The organism is Lelliottia sp. GFLA7 (assembly GCF_056490165.1).
Genome location: NZ_JBWLAQ010000008.1, coordinates 78,686 through 93,278, shown reverse-complemented (window position 1 = coordinate 93,278; position 14,593 = coordinate 78,686). Strand labels below are relative to the sequence as shown.

Annotated in this window: 25 protein-coding genes; 1 reads left to right on the top strand and 24 read right to left on the bottom strand. The window is 49.3% G+C overall.

All coding sequences use genetic code 11. The features are described from left to right. Nucleotides 1-13 precede the first annotated feature (13 nt). The 14 genes from rplE to rpsJ form a co-directional block, all read right to left on the bottom strand. The gene (gene rplE, locus AC07RN_RS18200) at nucleotides 14-553 is read right to left on the bottom strand and encodes a 50S ribosomal protein L5 (RefSeq protein WP_015960710.1); all 540 of its coding nucleotides are present in this window, start codon (nucleotides 551-553) and stop codon (nucleotides 14-16) included. Nucleotides 554-567: 14 nt separating this feature from the next. Beyond that, nucleotides 568-882, bottom strand: a complete 315-nt coding sequence (gene rplX, locus AC07RN_RS18195; RefSeq protein WP_015960711.1) for a 50S ribosomal protein L24 — start codon at nucleotides 880-882, stop codon at nucleotides 568-570. 10 nt (nucleotides 883-892) lie between these two features. Further along, complete coding sequence (gene rplN / locus AC07RN_RS18190; RefSeq protein ID WP_015960712.1) at nucleotides 893-1,264, bottom strand: 50S ribosomal protein L14; 372 nt, start codon at nucleotides 1,262-1,264, stop codon at nucleotides 893-895. A 166-nt stretch (nucleotides 1,265-1,430) separates the two neighbouring features. Then, nucleotides 1,431-1,685: a 30S ribosomal protein S17 gene (gene rpsQ, locus AC07RN_RS18185; protein WP_015960713.1), complete on the bottom strand. Its 255-nt coding sequence runs from the start codon at nucleotides 1,683-1,685 to the stop codon at nucleotides 1,431-1,433. After that, a complete protein-coding gene (gene rpmC, locus AC07RN_RS18180) occupies nucleotides 1,685-1,876 on the bottom strand; it encodes a 50S ribosomal protein L29 (protein WP_006817276.1) in 192 nt (63 codons plus the stop codon). Before rpmC ends, rpsQ begins: the two co-directional genes overlap by 1 nt. After that, complete coding sequence (gene rplP, locus AC07RN_RS18175; RefSeq protein ID WP_002919759.1) at nucleotides 1,876-2,286, bottom strand: 50S ribosomal protein L16; 411 nt, start codon at nucleotides 2,284-2,286, stop codon at nucleotides 1,876-1,878. Before rplP ends, rpmC begins: the two co-directional genes overlap by 1 nt. Before the next feature lie 12 nt (nucleotides 2,287-2,298). Further along, the gene (rpsC, locus tag AC07RN_RS18170; protein ID WP_000529945.1) at nucleotides 2,299-3,000 is read right to left on the bottom strand and encodes a 30S ribosomal protein S3; all 702 of its coding nucleotides are present in this window, start codon (nucleotides 2,998-3,000) and stop codon (nucleotides 2,299-2,301) included. A 17-nt stretch (nucleotides 3,001-3,017) separates the two neighbouring features. After that, on the bottom strand, nucleotides 3,018-3,350 hold the full coding sequence (gene rplV / locus AC07RN_RS18165) for a 50S ribosomal protein L22 (protein ID WP_015960714.1): 333 nt from the start codon (nucleotides 3,348-3,350) through the stop codon (nucleotides 3,018-3,020). A gap of 14 nt (nucleotides 3,351-3,364) precedes the next feature. After that, nucleotides 3,365-3,643 carry a 30S ribosomal protein S19 gene (gene rpsS / locus AC07RN_RS18160; RefSeq protein ID WP_001138115.1) on the bottom strand — a complete coding sequence of 93 codons (279 nt, stop codon included), beginning with the start codon at nucleotides 3,641-3,643 and terminating at the stop codon, nucleotides 3,365-3,367. Nucleotides 3,644-3,659: 16 nt separating this feature from the next. Continuing rightward, nucleotides 3,660-4,481: a 50S ribosomal protein L2 gene (gene rplB / locus AC07RN_RS18155; protein ID WP_015960715.1), complete on the bottom strand. Its 822-nt coding sequence runs from the start codon at nucleotides 4,479-4,481 to the stop codon at nucleotides 3,660-3,662. A 17-nt stretch (nucleotides 4,482-4,498) separates the two neighbouring features. Continuing rightward, nucleotides 4,499-4,801 (bottom strand): 50S ribosomal protein L23, encoded by a 303-nt coding sequence (gene rplW, locus AC07RN_RS18150; protein ID WP_004868363.1) that lies wholly within the window; start codon nucleotides 4,799-4,801, stop codon nucleotides 4,499-4,501. Next, complete coding sequence (gene rplD, locus AC07RN_RS18145; RefSeq protein WP_015960716.1) at nucleotides 4,798-5,403, bottom strand: 50S ribosomal protein L4; 606 nt, start codon at nucleotides 5,401-5,403, stop codon at nucleotides 4,798-4,800. The genes rplW and rplD overlap by 4 nt, the downstream gene beginning before the upstream one ends. A gap of 10 nt (nucleotides 5,404-5,413) precedes the next feature. Continuing rightward, complete coding sequence (rplC, locus tag AC07RN_RS18140; RefSeq protein ID WP_015960717.1) at nucleotides 5,414-6,043, bottom strand: 50S ribosomal protein L3; 630 nt, start codon at nucleotides 6,041-6,043, stop codon at nucleotides 5,414-5,416. Nucleotides 6,044-6,075: 32 nt separating this feature from the next. Beyond that, nucleotides 6,076-6,387 (bottom strand): 30S ribosomal protein S10, encoded by a 312-nt coding sequence (gene rpsJ, locus AC07RN_RS18135; protein WP_009639175.1) that lies wholly within the window; start codon nucleotides 6,385-6,387, stop codon nucleotides 6,076-6,078. 382 nt (nucleotides 6,388-6,769) lie between these two features. Here rpsJ and AC07RN_RS18130 point away from each other — a divergent pair, with 382 nt between their 5' ends. After that, nucleotides 6,770-7,243, top strand: coding sequence for a prepilin peptidase (locus tag AC07RN_RS18130; protein ID WP_478336988.1), 474 nt, complete (start codon nucleotides 6,770-6,772; stop codon nucleotides 7,241-7,243). Here the strand turns inward: AC07RN_RS18130 and bfr are convergent. From bfr to AC07RN_RS18080, 10 genes are all read right to left on the bottom strand, one after another. Next, the gene (gene bfr / locus AC07RN_RS18125) at nucleotides 7,227-7,703 is read right to left on the bottom strand and encodes a bacterioferritin (RefSeq protein ID WP_015960718.1); all 477 of its coding nucleotides are present in this window, start codon (nucleotides 7,701-7,703) and stop codon (nucleotides 7,227-7,229) included. The two genes, AC07RN_RS18130 and bfr, sit on opposite strands and share 17 nt — an antisense overlap. A gap of 72 nt (nucleotides 7,704-7,775) precedes the next feature. Beyond that, complete coding sequence (bfd, locus tag AC07RN_RS18120) at nucleotides 7,776-7,970, bottom strand: bacterioferritin-associated ferredoxin (protein WP_015960719.1); 195 nt, start codon at nucleotides 7,968-7,970, stop codon at nucleotides 7,776-7,778. A gap of 190 nt (nucleotides 7,971-8,160) precedes the next feature. After that, nucleotides 8,161-9,345 carry an elongation factor Tu gene (tuf, locus tag AC07RN_RS18115; RefSeq protein ID WP_478336987.1) on the bottom strand — a complete coding sequence of 395 codons (1,185 nt, stop codon included), beginning with the start codon at nucleotides 9,343-9,345 and terminating at the stop codon, nucleotides 8,161-8,163. 67 nt (nucleotides 9,346-9,412) lie between these two features. Next, nucleotides 9,413-11,527: an elongation factor G gene (fusA, locus tag AC07RN_RS18110; RefSeq protein WP_015960720.1), complete on the bottom strand. Its 2,115-nt coding sequence runs from the start codon at nucleotides 11,525-11,527 to the stop codon at nucleotides 9,413-9,415. A 99-nt stretch (nucleotides 11,528-11,626) separates the two neighbouring features. Next, nucleotides 11,627-12,097: a 30S ribosomal protein S7 gene (rpsG, locus tag AC07RN_RS18105; protein ID WP_015960721.1), complete on the bottom strand. Its 471-nt coding sequence runs from the start codon at nucleotides 12,095-12,097 to the stop codon at nucleotides 11,627-11,629. A gap of 96 nt (nucleotides 12,098-12,193) precedes the next feature. Next, on the bottom strand, nucleotides 12,194-12,568 hold the full coding sequence (rpsL, locus tag AC07RN_RS18100) for a 30S ribosomal protein S12 (protein ID WP_000246815.1): 375 nt from the start codon (nucleotides 12,566-12,568) through the stop codon (nucleotides 12,194-12,196). Between the two features lie 124 nt (nucleotides 12,569-12,692). Beyond that, entirely contained in the window at nucleotides 12,693-12,980 is a 288-nt protein-coding gene (gene tusB, locus AC07RN_RS18095; RefSeq protein WP_449555015.1) for a sulfurtransferase complex subunit TusB, read from the bottom strand. A gap of 7 nt (nucleotides 12,981-12,987) precedes the next feature. Continuing rightward, the gene (gene tusC, locus AC07RN_RS18090; RefSeq protein WP_478336986.1) at nucleotides 12,988-13,347 is read right to left on the bottom strand and encodes a sulfurtransferase complex subunit TusC; all 360 of its coding nucleotides are present in this window, start codon (nucleotides 13,345-13,347) and stop codon (nucleotides 12,988-12,990) included. Then, on the bottom strand, nucleotides 13,347-13,733 hold the full coding sequence (tusD, locus tag AC07RN_RS18085; RefSeq protein ID WP_235134180.1) for a sulfurtransferase complex subunit TusD: 387 nt from the start codon (nucleotides 13,731-13,733) through the stop codon (nucleotides 13,347-13,349). Before tusD ends, tusC begins: the two co-directional genes overlap by 1 nt. Continuing rightward, on the bottom strand, nucleotides 13,733-14,455 hold the full coding sequence (locus tag AC07RN_RS18080) for a helix-turn-helix transcriptional regulator (RefSeq protein WP_015960725.1): 723 nt from the start codon (nucleotides 14,453-14,455) through the stop codon (nucleotides 13,733-13,735). The genes tusD and AC07RN_RS18080 overlap by 1 nt, the downstream gene beginning before the upstream one ends. Nucleotides 14,456-14,593: the final 138 nt, after the last annotated feature.

Sequence of the window (14,593 nt, the reverse complement as noted above, 5' to 3'; positions counted from 1 at the left end):
CAGTAACCCTACCTTACTTGCGGAACGGGAAGTCAAAGGCAGCCAGCAGAGCACGGCCTTCTTCATCAGAGTTCGCAGTAGTGGTAATGGTAATATCCAAACCACGCACGCGGTCGACTTTATCGTAGTCGATCTCTGGGAAGATGATCTGCTCACGGACACCCATGCTGTAGTTACCACGACCATCAAATGACTTAGCGGACAAGCCACGGAAGTCACGGATACGTGGTACAGCAATAGAGATCAGGCGCTCAAGGAACTCCCACATGCGTTCGCCACGCAGAGTTACTTTACAGCCGATCGGATAGCCCTGACGGATTTTGAAGCCTGCAACAGATTTGCGTGCTTTGGTGATCAACGGCTTTTGACCGGAGATTGCTGTCAAATCAGCTGCTGCGTTATCCAGCAGTTTCTTATCAGCGATCGCTTCACCAACACCCATGTTCAGGGTGATCTTCTCGACCCGAGGGACTTGCATGACAGAATTGTAGTTAAACTCAGTCATGAGTTTGCTAACTACTTCGTCTTTGTAGTAATCATGCAGTTTCGCCATCGTACTACTCCAAATTACTTGATAGTTTCGCTATTAGATTTGAAGAAACGGACTTTTTTACCGTCTTCGAATCTAAAGCCTACACGGTCAGCCTTGCCAGTTACCGTGTTGAAGAGCGCAACGTTAGAAACCTGAATTGCAGCTTCTTTTTCAACGATGCCACCTGGTTGGTTCAGGGCCGGAACCGGCTTCTGATGTTTCTTAACCAGATTGATACCTTCAACAATGATCTTGCCGGAAGACAGAACATTTTTTACTTTACCGCGTTTACCTTTATCTTTACCGGTTAACACGATAACTTCGTCATCACGACGGATTTTCGCTGCCATGATTCGCTCCTTAGAGTACTTCTGGTGCCAGAGAGATAATTTTCATGAACTTTTCAGTACGAAGTTCACGAGTTACCGGCCCAAAGATACGCGTGCCGATAGGCTGCTCGCTGTTATTGTTTAAAATAACGCATGCATTACCATCGAAGCGAATGACAGAACCGTCAGGGCGACGAACACCCTTCCTGGTGCGCACCACTACCGCTTTCAGCACATCACCTTTTTTGACCTTACCACGTGGAATTGCTTCCTTGATGGTGATCTTGATGATGTCGCCTACGCCTGCGTAGCGACGGTGCGAGCCACCCAGAACCTTGATACACATTACGCGACGTGCACCGGAGTTGTCGGCGACGGTCAGCATAGTCTGTTCTTGGATCATTTCAGTGCTCCGCTAATGTCAACTACTACCTGAGACCCATAAAATCAGAGTCGTCGAAAAGCCCCATATTGAGGGCGCGGCATTATAACACCGGTTCTACAATATGGGTAGAAAAAATAAACGGCTCATTGCTGAGCCGTTTATTCGTATTGAGAAGGCTAGTCTATTACAGAACTGCTTTCTCTACAACGCGAACCAGCGTCCAGGACTTAGTCTTGGACAGCGGACGGCATTCGTGGATTTCTACCACGTCACCGATACCGCATTCATTGTTCTCGTCATGTACGTGCAGTTTGGTCGTACGCTTGATGAATTTACCGTAGATCGGGTGTTTCACAATACGTTCGATAGCTACAACGATGGATTTCTCCATTTTGTCACTAACAACACGACCTTGCAGAGTACGGATTTTATCGGTCATTACGCACCCGCCTTCTGAGTCAGTAAAGTCTTAACGCGTGCAACATTGCGACGCACTTGCTTCAGCAGGTGAGTCTGTTGCAGCTGGCCACTTGCAGCCTGCATACGCAGGTTAAACTGCTCACGCAGCAGGTTCAGCAGCTCAGCGTTCAGCTCTTCAACGCTTTTTTCACGCAGCTCATTTGCTTTCATTACATCACCGTCTTAGTTACAAAGGTGGTTTTAATCGGCAGTTTCGCTGCTGCCAGTCCGAATGCTTCACGGGCCAGCTCTTCCGGTACACCGTCCATTTCATACAGGACTTTGCCCGGCTGAATCAAGGCAACCCAATACTCCACGTTACCTTTACCTTTACCCATACGAACTTCCAGCGGCTTCTCGGTAATTGGTTTGTCCGGGAATACACGGATCCAGATTTTACCTTGACGCTTAACTGCACGGGTCATTGCACGACGTGCTGCTTCGATCTGACGTGCAGTCAGACGACCACGGCCAACAGCTTTCAGACCGAAAGTGCCGAAGCTAACATCCGTACCCTGCGCCAGACCACGGTTGCGGCCTTTGTGCACTTTACGGAATTTTGTACGCTTTGGTTGTAACATCAGCGACGCTCCTTATTTACGGCCTTTACGCTGCTGCTTTTTAGGTTGAGCAGCCGGTTTTTCCGGTTGTTCAACAGCAGCCATGCCACCCAGGATCTCACCTTTGAAGATCCATACCTTAACACCGATTACACCGTAAGTGGTGTGCGCTTCAGAGGTGTTGTAGTCGATGTCAGCGCGCAGAGTATGCAACGGTACGCGACCTTCGCGGTACCATTCGGTACGTGCGATTTCCGCGCCGCCGAGACGGCCGCTAACTTCAACTTTAATGCCTTTAGCGCCCAGACGCATTGCGTTCTGTACTGCACGCTTCATAGCACGACGGAACATAACGCGACGTTCCAGCTGTGAAGTGATGCTGTCAGCAACCAATTTAGCGTCCAGTTCAGGCTTACGAACTTCAGCGATATTGATCTGTGCAGGAACGCCAGCGATATCCGCAACGACCTTGCGCAGTTTTTCTACGTCTTCGCCTTTCTTACCGATAACGATACCCGGGCGAGCAGTGTGAATAGTCACACGAATGCTTTTAGCCGGACGCTCGATAACGATACGAGATACAGACGCTTTAGCCAGTTCCTTAGTAAGGTACTGACGTACTTTAAAATCGCTGTCTAGGTTGTCAGCGAATTCTTTGGTGTTCGCAAACCAGGTTGAATTCCATGGTTTTACAATACCCAGGCGAATACCATTAGGATGTACTTTCTGACCCATTGCTAGTCTCCAGAGTCTCAGCGATCGGACACAACCACAGTAATGTGGCTGGTGCGCTTCAGGATGCGATCTGCACGACCTTTCGCACGCGGCATAATGCGCTTCATGCTTGGGCCTTCATCTACGAAAATTTTCGCAACTTTCAGATCGTCAATGTCAGCGCCATCGTTGTGTTCAGCGTTAGCAATGGCAGATTCCAGTACTTTCTTGACGAATACCGCAGCTTTCTTGTTGGTATAAGTCAGGATGTCCAGGGCCTGCGACACTTTCTTACCGCGAATCAGGTCAGCAACAAGGCGAACCTTCTGAGCAGAAGAACGAGCATGGCGATGTTGAGCTAAAGTTTCCATCTCTTCCTCCTACCTTATTTCTTCTTCGCTTTTTTATCAGCAGCATGGCCGCGATAAGTACGAGTCGGTGCGAATTCACCCAGTTTATGACCGACCATTTCGTCGGAAACAAAGACTGGAACGTGCTGACGACCATTATGGACAGCGATGGTCAAACCGATCATGTTAGGAAAGATCGTTGAACGACGGGACCAAGTGCGCAGGGGCTTCTTGTCTCCGCTTTCCACCGCTTTCTCTACCTTCTTCAGCAAGTGCAGGTCAATAAAAGGACCTTTCTTGAGAGAACGTGGCATGGCTTATCCTCTAAAATTATTTGCTACGGCGACGCACGATAAATTTATCAGTACGCTTGTTGCTGCGGGTCTTCTTACCTTTGGTCTGAACGCCCCATGGTGTTACAGGGTGCTTACCAAAGTTACGACCTTCACCACCACCATGTGGGTGGTCGACTGGGTTCATCGCAGTACCGCGAACGGTAGGGCGAATACCACGCCAGCGTGCAGCACCTGCTTTACCCAGAACGCGCAGCATATGCTCAGCATTGCCAACTTCGCCCAGAGTAGCGCGGCAGTCAGCTTCGACTTTACGCATTTCACCAGAACGCAGACGCAAGGTGACATAAGCACCATCACGAGCAACGATCTGAACGTAAGTACCAGCGGAACGTGCCAGCTGACCGCCTTTACCTGGTTTCATTTCTACGTTATGAACGGTAGAACCAACCGGGATATTGCGCATCGGCAAGGTGTTGCCTGCTTTGATTGCAGCATCAACGCCAGATTGAATCTGGTCGCCAGCTTTCAGGCCTTTAGGGGCCAGGATGTAACGGCGTTCGCCATCTTTGTACAGAACCAGCGCGATATTCGCGGAACGGTTCGGATCGTACTCAAGACGTTCAACAGTAGCTGGGATACCGTCTTTGTTGCGTTTGAAGTCAACAATACGATAAGCCTGCTTATGACCACCACCGATGTGACGAGTAGTGATGCGGCCATTGTTGTTACGACCACCGGATTTGCTGTTTTTTTCAACCAGCGGAGCAAAAGGTTTGCCCTTGTGCAGCTCAGGGTTGACCACTTTAACTACGTGGCGACGACCCGGAGATGTCGGTTTACATTTAACAACTGCCATTGTATTACTCCTCCGACTTACTCAGCGCCGCCAACGAAGTCCAGATTCTGGCCTTCCTTCAGGGTGACGTAAGCTTTTTTCCAGTCGCTACGACGACCGATACGCTGTCCGTGACGTTTAACTTTCCCTTTAACAACGAGGGTGTTAACGACTTCGACTTCGACTTCAAACAGTTTCTGCACAGCAGCTTTGATTTCTGCTTTGGTCGCGTCTTTAGCAACTTTGAGAACGATGGTATTGGTTTTTTCCATCGCAGCAGACGCTTTTTCAGAAACGTGCGGTGCACGAAGCACCTTCAGCAGACGTTCTTCACGAATCATGCCAGCATCTCCTCAACTTGCTTAACAGCATCAGCAGTCATTACGACTTTGTCGAAGGCGATCAGGCTAACCGGGTCGATACCAGTTGCATCGCGTACGTCAACCTTGTGCAGGTTGCGCGCAGCTAAGAACAGGTTCTCGTCCAGCTCACCGGTGATGATCAGCACATCTTCCAGAGCCATGTCTTTCAGTTTCTGTGCCAGCAGCTTAGTTTTAGGCGCTTCTACAGAGAACGTTTCGACAACGATCAGACGATCCTGACGTACCAGTTCGGACAGAATGCTTTTCAGCGCGCCGCGGTACATCTTTTTGTTTACTTTTTGACTGTGGTCCTGTGGGCGAGCAGCGAAGGTTACGCCACCGGAACGCCAGATCGGGCTCTTAATAGAACCTGAACGCGCACGGCCGGTACCTTTCTGGCGCCACGGCTTTTTACCGGAACCAGTTACTTCAGCACGAGTCTTCTGAGCACGAGTACCCTGACGAGCACCAGCTGCATAAGCAACAACAACCTGGTGAACCAGCGCTTCGTTGAAATCACGACCGAAGGTAGTTTCGGAAACAGTCAGCGCGCTCTGCGCGTCTTTCAATACTAATTCCATTGCTATCTCCTCACGCCTTCACAGCTGGTTTAACGATCAGGTTGCTACCGGTTGCACCCGGAACAGCACCCTTAACCAGCAGCAGGTTGCGCTCAGCGTCAACACGCACTACATCCAGGCTCTGGACAGTTACGCGTTCGTTGCCCATCTGACCTGCCATCTTCTTGCCTTTGAACACTTTGCCCGGAGTCTGGTTCTGACCGATAGAACCCGGAACGCGGTGAGACAAGGAGTTACCGTGCGTGGCATCCTGAGTACGGAAGTTCCAGCGCTTAACGGTACCAGCAAAACCTTTACCTTTAGAGGTACCGGTTACGTCAACTTTTTTAACTTCAGCAAACAGCTCAACGCTAATGTCCTGACCTACGGTGAACTCTTCGCCTTCAGCAAGACGGAATTCCCACAGACCACGGCCAGCTTCAACGCCAGCTTTAGCGAAGTGACCAGCTTCCGGCTTAGTTACACGACTTGCTTTTTTAGAGCCAGTGGTAACCTGAACTGCACGGTAGCCATCGTTAGCCAGGTCTTTAACCTGAGTAACGCGGTTTGCTTCAACTTCGATAACGGTTACTGGGATAGATACGCCATCTTCAGTGAAGATGCGGGTCATTCCCACTTTTTTACCGACTAAACCAATCATTGTTTCAACCTCTCAATCGCTCGATGACCTGATTAACCCAGGCTGATCTGCACGTCTACACCGGCAGCCAGGTCCAGACGCATCAGAGCATCAACGGTTTTTTCAGTTGGCTCAACGATGTCAACCAGACGCTTGTGAGTGCGAATTTCATACTGATCACGCGCGTCTTTGTTGACGTGCGGAGATATCAGAATGGTAAAGCGCTCTTTGCGGGTCGGCAGCGGGATCGGACCACGGACTTGCGCACCAGTGCGCTTAGCAGTCTCGACGATTTCCGCGGTTGATTGATCGATTAGACGATGATCAAACGCTTTAAGGCGGATACGGATTCTTTGGTTCTGCATGAGACCAGAGCTCCAATTATTTTATAAGCGAAAATGATTACTACCCATACCCATTACGATTGATGGGTGAGTGTAACCGTTCTTACGTAGCCCCCCAATTGGGGACATTGTTAGGCAACAAAAAACTGTTACCCAGGTTCATATTGAACCAGCTGTCAATTACGACAAGCCCGCGCATTATACGTAAAATACGACATAACGCAAGTGCAGTTTAGAAAACAACCTTACAGCCATAATTTGCGAGGCGGGTCGAAATCCCCAAGTACCGCTCAGATGTTTCACTGATTCGTTGGAATGCTCTACGCAACGGCTGGTTTTACTGTTTGTTCATAAGTACGCGAAGAAAGAGGATATCGCAGCGATTACTTTAGAGGTTTCAATCATGTTTGCTGCGTTTCCCTTTCTAGTTATCTATGCAACGTTGACCTACTTTCTCATTCGCGAGGACATACGTTTCGGTCTGTTACCGGACAAATACGTCTGCCCGCTACTCTGGTCAGGTCTTCTGTTTCATCTCATCAATGATCGTGTATTTCTGACCAGTGCTGTCGGGGGGGCCATAGTGGGTTACATTGGCTTTGCGTGTTTATATTGGGGTTTTTATCTGATGTATAAACGCGAGGGACTTGGATATGGGGATGTAAAGTATCTTGCTGCCTTAGGGGCGTGGCACGGCTGGTATGTTTTACCTGCTTTGACACTTGTTGCCGCGCTGCTTGGCGCGACCTATGTCGTGATCATGGTTCTTTTGAAACCTGGGATGCAGATACACAAAAACCCGCTACCGTTTGGACCTTTCATGGCGGCAGCAGGTTTATTAACGGGTTGGCAAAGTTTAATCACCCTTCCACTTTGATCTGTGATTGAAGGTAATTTTGCAAACCAATTTTTCCAATCAGATCCAGCTCGGTCTCCAACCAGTCAATATGGCCCTCTTCGTCTGCCAGGATCTTAATCATCATATCGCGGCTAACATAGTCATGGACGCTATCAGCATAAGCGATAGCTTCCCGGAGATCTTTTGCACCCTCAAGTTCAAGCGTTAGATCCGAACGAAGCATCTCTTCAACGTCTTCACCGATGCCAAGTTTGCCGAGATCCTGCAGGTTAGGAATGCCTTCAAGAAAGAGAATACGCTCGATGTATTGATCAGCGTGTTTCATTTCGTCGATGGATTCATGATATTCAACATCGTTGAGGCGCGTCAGTCCCCAGTTCTTGAACATTCTTGCATGAAGAAAATACTGGTTGATCGCGACAAGCTCATTTCCCAATAATTTATTGAGATAGCTTATGATTTTAACATCACCTTTCATTATATAGTCCCTCCGCTTCCACTTATTGAAGCGTAGATGGGGCTACAGGGATGTCAAAAAAAAGATAGAGCCTTAGGCGATCTCTTTGTATTCCGGGATCTGCGTCAATTCGTCCTGCATAATCTCACGCGCCGCGCGTACACACTTACCGCATTGATTTCCTACCGGAACAAATTTACGAAGCTGTTGGAAAGACTGAGGATGAAACTGTCGAACGGCTTGACGTATTTTTTTGTCACTCACGCCATTACACAAACAAACGTACATAGAAACTCCCGTTCAATTTATGCACAAAGTGTAAGTGAGAATAATTATGATTACAATAGCACATGCGTCAGGACAGGCGTTATGAGGAGGCAAAAAATGCGAAAAAATGTGACAAGCCATAAACGAAAGATAGCAAAAAGGGCATCTATTGATGCCCTTTAAATACGCATTGCTTAAATTTTATCAGCGATTAGCTGATAACTTTAGCTACAACGCCAGCGCCTACAGTACGGCCGCCTTCACGGATTGCGAAACGCAGACCGTCATCCATCGCGATTGGGTGGATCAGGGTAACAACCATCTGAATGTTGTCGCCAGGCATTACCATCTCTACGCCTTCTGGCAGTTCGATGGTGCCGGTCACGTCAGTTGTACGGAAGTAGAACTGTGGACGGTAGCCTTTGAAGAACGGAGTATGACGGCCGCCTTCATCTTTGGACAGAATATAAACTTCAGATTCGAATTTGGTGTGCGGCTTGATTGAGCCTGGCTTAGCCAGTACCTGACCACGTTCGATTTCTTCACGTTTGATACCACGCAGCAGAACACCAACGTTCTCACCAGCACGGCCTTCGTCCAGCAGTTTGCGGAACATTTCAACGCCAGTACAGGTAGACTTAGCAGTCTCTTTGATACCAACGATTTCAACTTCTTCGCCAACTTTGACGATACCGCGCTCTACACGACCGGTTACAACAGTACCACGGCCGGAGATGGAGAATACGTCTTCGATTGGCAGCAGGAATGGCTTGTCGATAGCACGTTCTGGTTCCGGGATGTAAGAATCCAGGTAGCCAGCCAGTTCAACGATTTTAGCTTCCCACTCTGCTTCGCCTTCCAGCGCTTTCAGAGCAGAACCACGGATGATTGGAGTATCATCACCTGGGAAATCGTACTGAGACAGAAGTTCACGCACTTCCATTTCGACCAGTTCCAGCAGCTCTTCGTCATCAACCATGTCGCATTTGTTCAGGAACACGATGATGTACGGAACGCCTACCTGACGACCCAGCAGGATGTGCTCACGCGTCTGTGGCATAGGGCCATCAGTTGCAGCAACAACCAGGATCGCGCCATCCATCTGAGCAGCACCGGTGATCATGTTTTTAACATAGTCGGCGTGGCCCGGGCAGTCTACGTGTGCGTAGTGGCGGGACGGGGTGTCATATTCAACGTGGGAAGTGTTGATGGTGATACCACGAGCTTTTTCTTCTGGTGCGTTATCGATCTGATCGAATGCACGAGCAGAACCACCGTAGGTTTTCGCCAGAACGGTAGTGATTGCAGCAGTCAGCGTTGTTTTACCATGGTCAACGTGGCCGATAGTACCGACGTTAACGTGCGGTTTTGTACGTTCAAATTTTTCTTTAGACACGGCTATATTCCTTACTATAGTGCCCCCTCACCGAGAGGGCACGGGATTTTGGTTTTTAACCTATGGCTTATTTGCCACGGGCTTCGATTACGGCCTGAGCAACGTTGTTCGGCGCGTCATCATACTTCAGGAACTCCATGGAGTAAGAAGCACGACCTTTAGTCAGTGAGCGCAGCTGAGTTGCGTATCCGAACATTTCAGACAACGGTACTTCAGCATGAATCTGAACGCCAGTAGCGTTAGATTCCTGACCTTTCAGCTGGCCACGACGACGGCTAAGGTCACCGATAACGTCACCAGTGTTCTCTTCTGGAGTTTCTACTTCAACCTTCATGATTGGTTCAAGCAGAACTGGTTTCGCTTTCTTAAAGCCATCTTTGAAGGCAATAGAAGCGGCCAGTTTAAACGCCAGCTCGGAGGAGTCAACGTCGTGGTAAGAACCGAAGTGCAGACGCACGCCGAGATCTACTACTGGGTAACCCGCCAGAGGACCAGACTTCAGCTGTTCCTGAATACCTTTATCAACGGCAGGGATGTATTCACCAGGAATCACACCACCTTTGATGTCGTTGATGAACTCATAACCTTTCGGATTAGAGCCCGGCTCCAGTGGGTACATGTCGATAACAACATGACCAAACTGACCACGACCACCAGACTGCTTAGCGTGTTTACCTTCAACATCGGTAACTTTCGCACGAATCGCTTCGCGGTAAGCAACCTGAGGTTTACCCACGTTAGCTTCAACGTTGAATTCACGCTTCATACGGTCAACGATGATGTCGAGGTGCAGTTCACCCATACCAGCGATGATAGTCTGGTTAGATTCTTCATCAGTCCATACGCGGAATGATGGATCTTCTTTAGCCAGACGACCCAGAGCCAGACCCATTTTTTCCTGGTCAGCTTTGGTTTTCGGTTCTACAGCGATAGAAATTACCGGTTCAGGGAATTCCATACGCTCCAGAATGATCACGTGGTCCGGATCACAGATGGTGTCACCCGTGGTCACGTCTTTCAGGCCGATTGCCGCAGCAATGTCACCTGCACGAACTTCTTTGATCTCTTCACGCTTGTTAGCATGCATCTGAACGATACGACCAAAGCGCTCACGTGCCGATTTCACTGGGTTGTATACGGTATCACCAGAGTTAACCACGCCAGAGTACACGCGGAAGAACGTCAGGTTACCCACGAATGGGTCGGTAGCGATTTTGAATGCCAGTGCAGCAAACGGCTCATCATCAGTAGCATGACGTTCAGCCGGAGTGTCTTTACCGTCGTCCAACATACCGTTAATTGCAGGTACGTCAGTTGGTGCTGGCAGGTAATCAATTACCGCATCCAGCATTGCCTGAACGCCTTTGTTCTTGAACGCAGAACCGCAAGTCACGAGAATGATCTCGTTGCTCAGTACGCGTGCACGCAGCGCAGTTTTGATCTCTTCTTCGGTCAGCTCTTCACCGCCCAAATATTTATCCATCAGCTCATCAGAAGCTTCTGCTGCTGATTCAACCAGGTTCTGGCGCCATTCGTTTGCCAGCTCAACCATGTCAGCAGGGATGTCTTCGTATTCGAAGGTCACGCCCTGATCGGCATCGTTCCAGTTGATGGCTTTCATTTTCACCAGGTCAACAACACCGGTGAAACCTTCTTCAGCACCAATTGCCAACTGAAGCGGAACAGCTGTCGCGCCCAGACGGGATTTGATCTGACCAACAACTTTCAGGAAGTTTGCACCCATGCGGTCCATTTTGTTAACGAACGCAATGCGTGGAACTTTGTATTTGTTTGCCTGACGCCATACGGTTTCAGACTGTGGCTGAACACCACCAACTGCGCAGTAAACCATTACCGCACCATCGAGAACACGCATAGAACGTTCAACTTCGATTGTGAAGTCAACGTGGCCTGGGGTGTCGATGATATTTACGCGATGCGGTTCGTACTGCTTAGCCATACCTGACCAGAATGCAGTAGTCGCTGCGGAGGTGATAGTAATACCACGCTCCTGCTCCTGTTCCATCCAGTCCATGGTAGCTGCGCCGTCATGAACTTCACCGATTTTATGGTTTACACCGGTGTAGAACAGAATACGTTCGGTAGTAGTGGTTTTACCGGCGTCGATGTGCGCACTGATACCGATGTTACGGTAGCGTGCGATGGGTGTTGTACGAGCCATTTGATTCCTCGTTTATTTCTTTAGGCGTTCAATTAAGTAACCCAGAGCGGACAGCTTCTGAGAAGAAGTGTCCGCCTGGTGACTATGACTCCGAAGGGATTACCAACGGTAGTGTGCGAACGCCTTGTTGGCTTCTGCCATACGGTGAACGTCTTCACGTTTCTTAACTGCAGTACCTTTGTTGTCTGCAGCGTCAGAAAGTTCGTTCGCCAGACGCAGAGCCATGGATTTATCACCGCGTTTACGAGCAGCTTCAACGATCCAACGCATTGCCAGAGCATTACGACGAACCGGACGAACTTCAACTGGAACCTGATAAGTAGAACCACCAACGCGGCGAGACTTAACTTCTACAGTCGGGCGCACGTTGTCGAGAGCGACTTCGAAAGCTTCCAGTGCATTTTTGTCAGAGCGTTGAGCCAGGGTCTCAAGCGCGCTGTATACGATTGCTTCTGCAGTAGATTTTTTACCATCTACCATCAGGATATTTACAAATTTTGCCAGCAGTTCTGATCCGAACTTAGGATCTGGAAGAATTTTACGCTGACCAATGACGCGACGACGTGGCATGGGAATACTCCGTTGTTAATTCAGGATTGTCCAAAACTCAAAGAGTTTATTTTGACATTAAGTTAAAACAGTTTGGCCTTACTTAACGGAGAACCATTAAGCCTTAGGACGTTTCACGCCATACTTGGAACGAGCCTGCTTACGGTCTTTAACGCCGGAACAGTCAAGTGCACCACGAACGGTGTGATAACGAACACCCGGAAGGTCTTTTACACGACCGCCACGGATCAGGATCACGGAGTGTTCCTGTAGGTTGTGACCTTCACCACCGATGTAGGAGGTCACTTCAAAACCGTTGGTCAAACGCACACGGCATACTTTACGCAGTGCGGAGTTTGGTTTCTTAGGAGTGGTGGTATATACACGGGTACATACACCACGTTTCTGCGGGCAGGCTTCCAGCGCAGGCACGTTGCTTTTTGCAACTTTGCGAGCGCGTGGTTTGCGTACCAGCTGGTTAACTGTTGCCATTAAATAGCTCCTGGTTTTAGCTTTTGCTTCGTAAACACGTAATAAATCGACCTCATACAATATGAGGACGCGAAATTCTAGGGCTACGCCGAAAAGGTGTCAAGAAATATACAGTGATCTCGGATCACCAACTCATTTGAGTCGAGTGCTTAATCGCTAGTTTGACGAAGTCAGTATAGCCAACAACGTCAATTTTGGTGGAAATTTGACCAGCAAGACCGCGGGCATCTATGTCATCTTTCAGCGCTATGACCTTAATGGGGGCATTATTGAGGATTTCAATGAAGCGCCCGCCGTCAATGGCGGCAAGAACGCCATCCTGGATCAGCAACAATTCATCGCCGTCGCCCAGCATTCTCAGCAACCCTTCGATATCAGCATGCCATGGTGAATGGCTCAGAGTGTGAAGCATGACGACCTCAGAATGTCAGAACGACATGATAATGGGAGAGTTTTTCACGTAGAGCGGCCGGTGAAAGCACTTCCGCATCCAGGACCAACGCGACATTGTCGTCAATCCCCCGCTCTTTTAGCGATGCAGCGCACACCCAAAAAGTGTCGATGTCATAAAGCGGCAGAACTTTAAACGTTGAAATATAATCTCGCGCCAGAATCCGTTGCGGCTGTTGTCCGGTCAAAATCTGAAAAACGCCGTCGCCGACGAAGAAAACGCCAATATCTTCTGTCAGGGCAGAGGTCGCCAGAAGCGCATCAAGCCCTTCCCTACCCGCTGAGCTGCCATGGGGAGCAGAGGTAAAAACAAACGCAACACGGTTCATCAGAATTGCACCATCCGATCGCACGTCAGCGCCGCCTGCGCCAATGCACCCAAGCCGCTGAGCGTAAACCCAGGCTGCAAATTGGCGCCCGAAAGCCCCAAACGCTTAGCCTCTATTTCATCCACTACACCACGACGCAGCGCCGCAGCCACACAGATATGCAGCTCGACGCCCTGTGCTTCGTTCAGCGCCTGCCAGCCACGCACCAGATCATATTCATCAGAAGCAGGAGACGTAAACTGGTTGGCGTTGTAGATGCCCTCACGATAGAAAAACACGCTACTCAGTTCATGCCCTTCAGCTAACACCGCCTGCGCAAACTGCAGCGCGCTGCTGGCCTGCTGCGTGCCGTAAGCCGGCCCCGTCACCATTAAGGCAAAACGCATTACTTCTCTTGCCCCAAAAAATCACCGCTTTTGAACTGGCGAATGTAGAGATAAACCGTGTGCTTGGAAATATTCAGTCGGTCGGCAACCTGGTTAATCGCATCTTTAATATCGAAAATGCCTTTCTCATAGAGGTTCAGCACGATTTGGCGATTCTTGGCGTTGTTCGATACGTTGCGATCGGCATTCACCTCTTCAATGGTGAATTCCAGAGTCTGTGTGACAAGGTCTTCCACAGAGGACGCAAAGTTAACGGATGAGTTCACTTCCGGTGTTTCAGGTGGAATAAACGTGCTCATGATTTGTGAGAACGGCACATCAAGGTTCATGTTGATGCACAGCAATCCAATCACCCGGTGATCGCGATTACGGATGGCGATGGTCTCTGACTTCATCAGTACGCCACTTTTGGCACGGGTGAAATAACATTTGGAGACGCTGCTATCGGCGCCGGTCATGTCGTGGAGCATACGCAGTGCAAGGTCGGTAATTGGCGATCCAATTTTGCGGCCAGTATGCTCACCATTGGCAATACGGATGGCGGAACATTTCAGATCTTGCAGGGAGTGCAATACGATTTCGCAGTGAGAGCCAATGAGCATCGCTAACCCGTCCACTACCGCTTCGTAGGATTTCAGAATATCGAAGTCAGTCTGATCGAAAGGACGTTGATCCAGCAAATCAAGTTCACTGGTTTCGTTGGTTAAAAGCGACCTGGACATGAAAAAAACACTCCTTTTCAGGAGCCTGTCGTTAGGTTGTCAGGGCAGGCTCATATTTACACGGACAACTAAATTAATACAGCGTAGGCAACGCTTTCCAGTGTTTATTATATCTGGCCTGCAATAAAAAAACCGCCG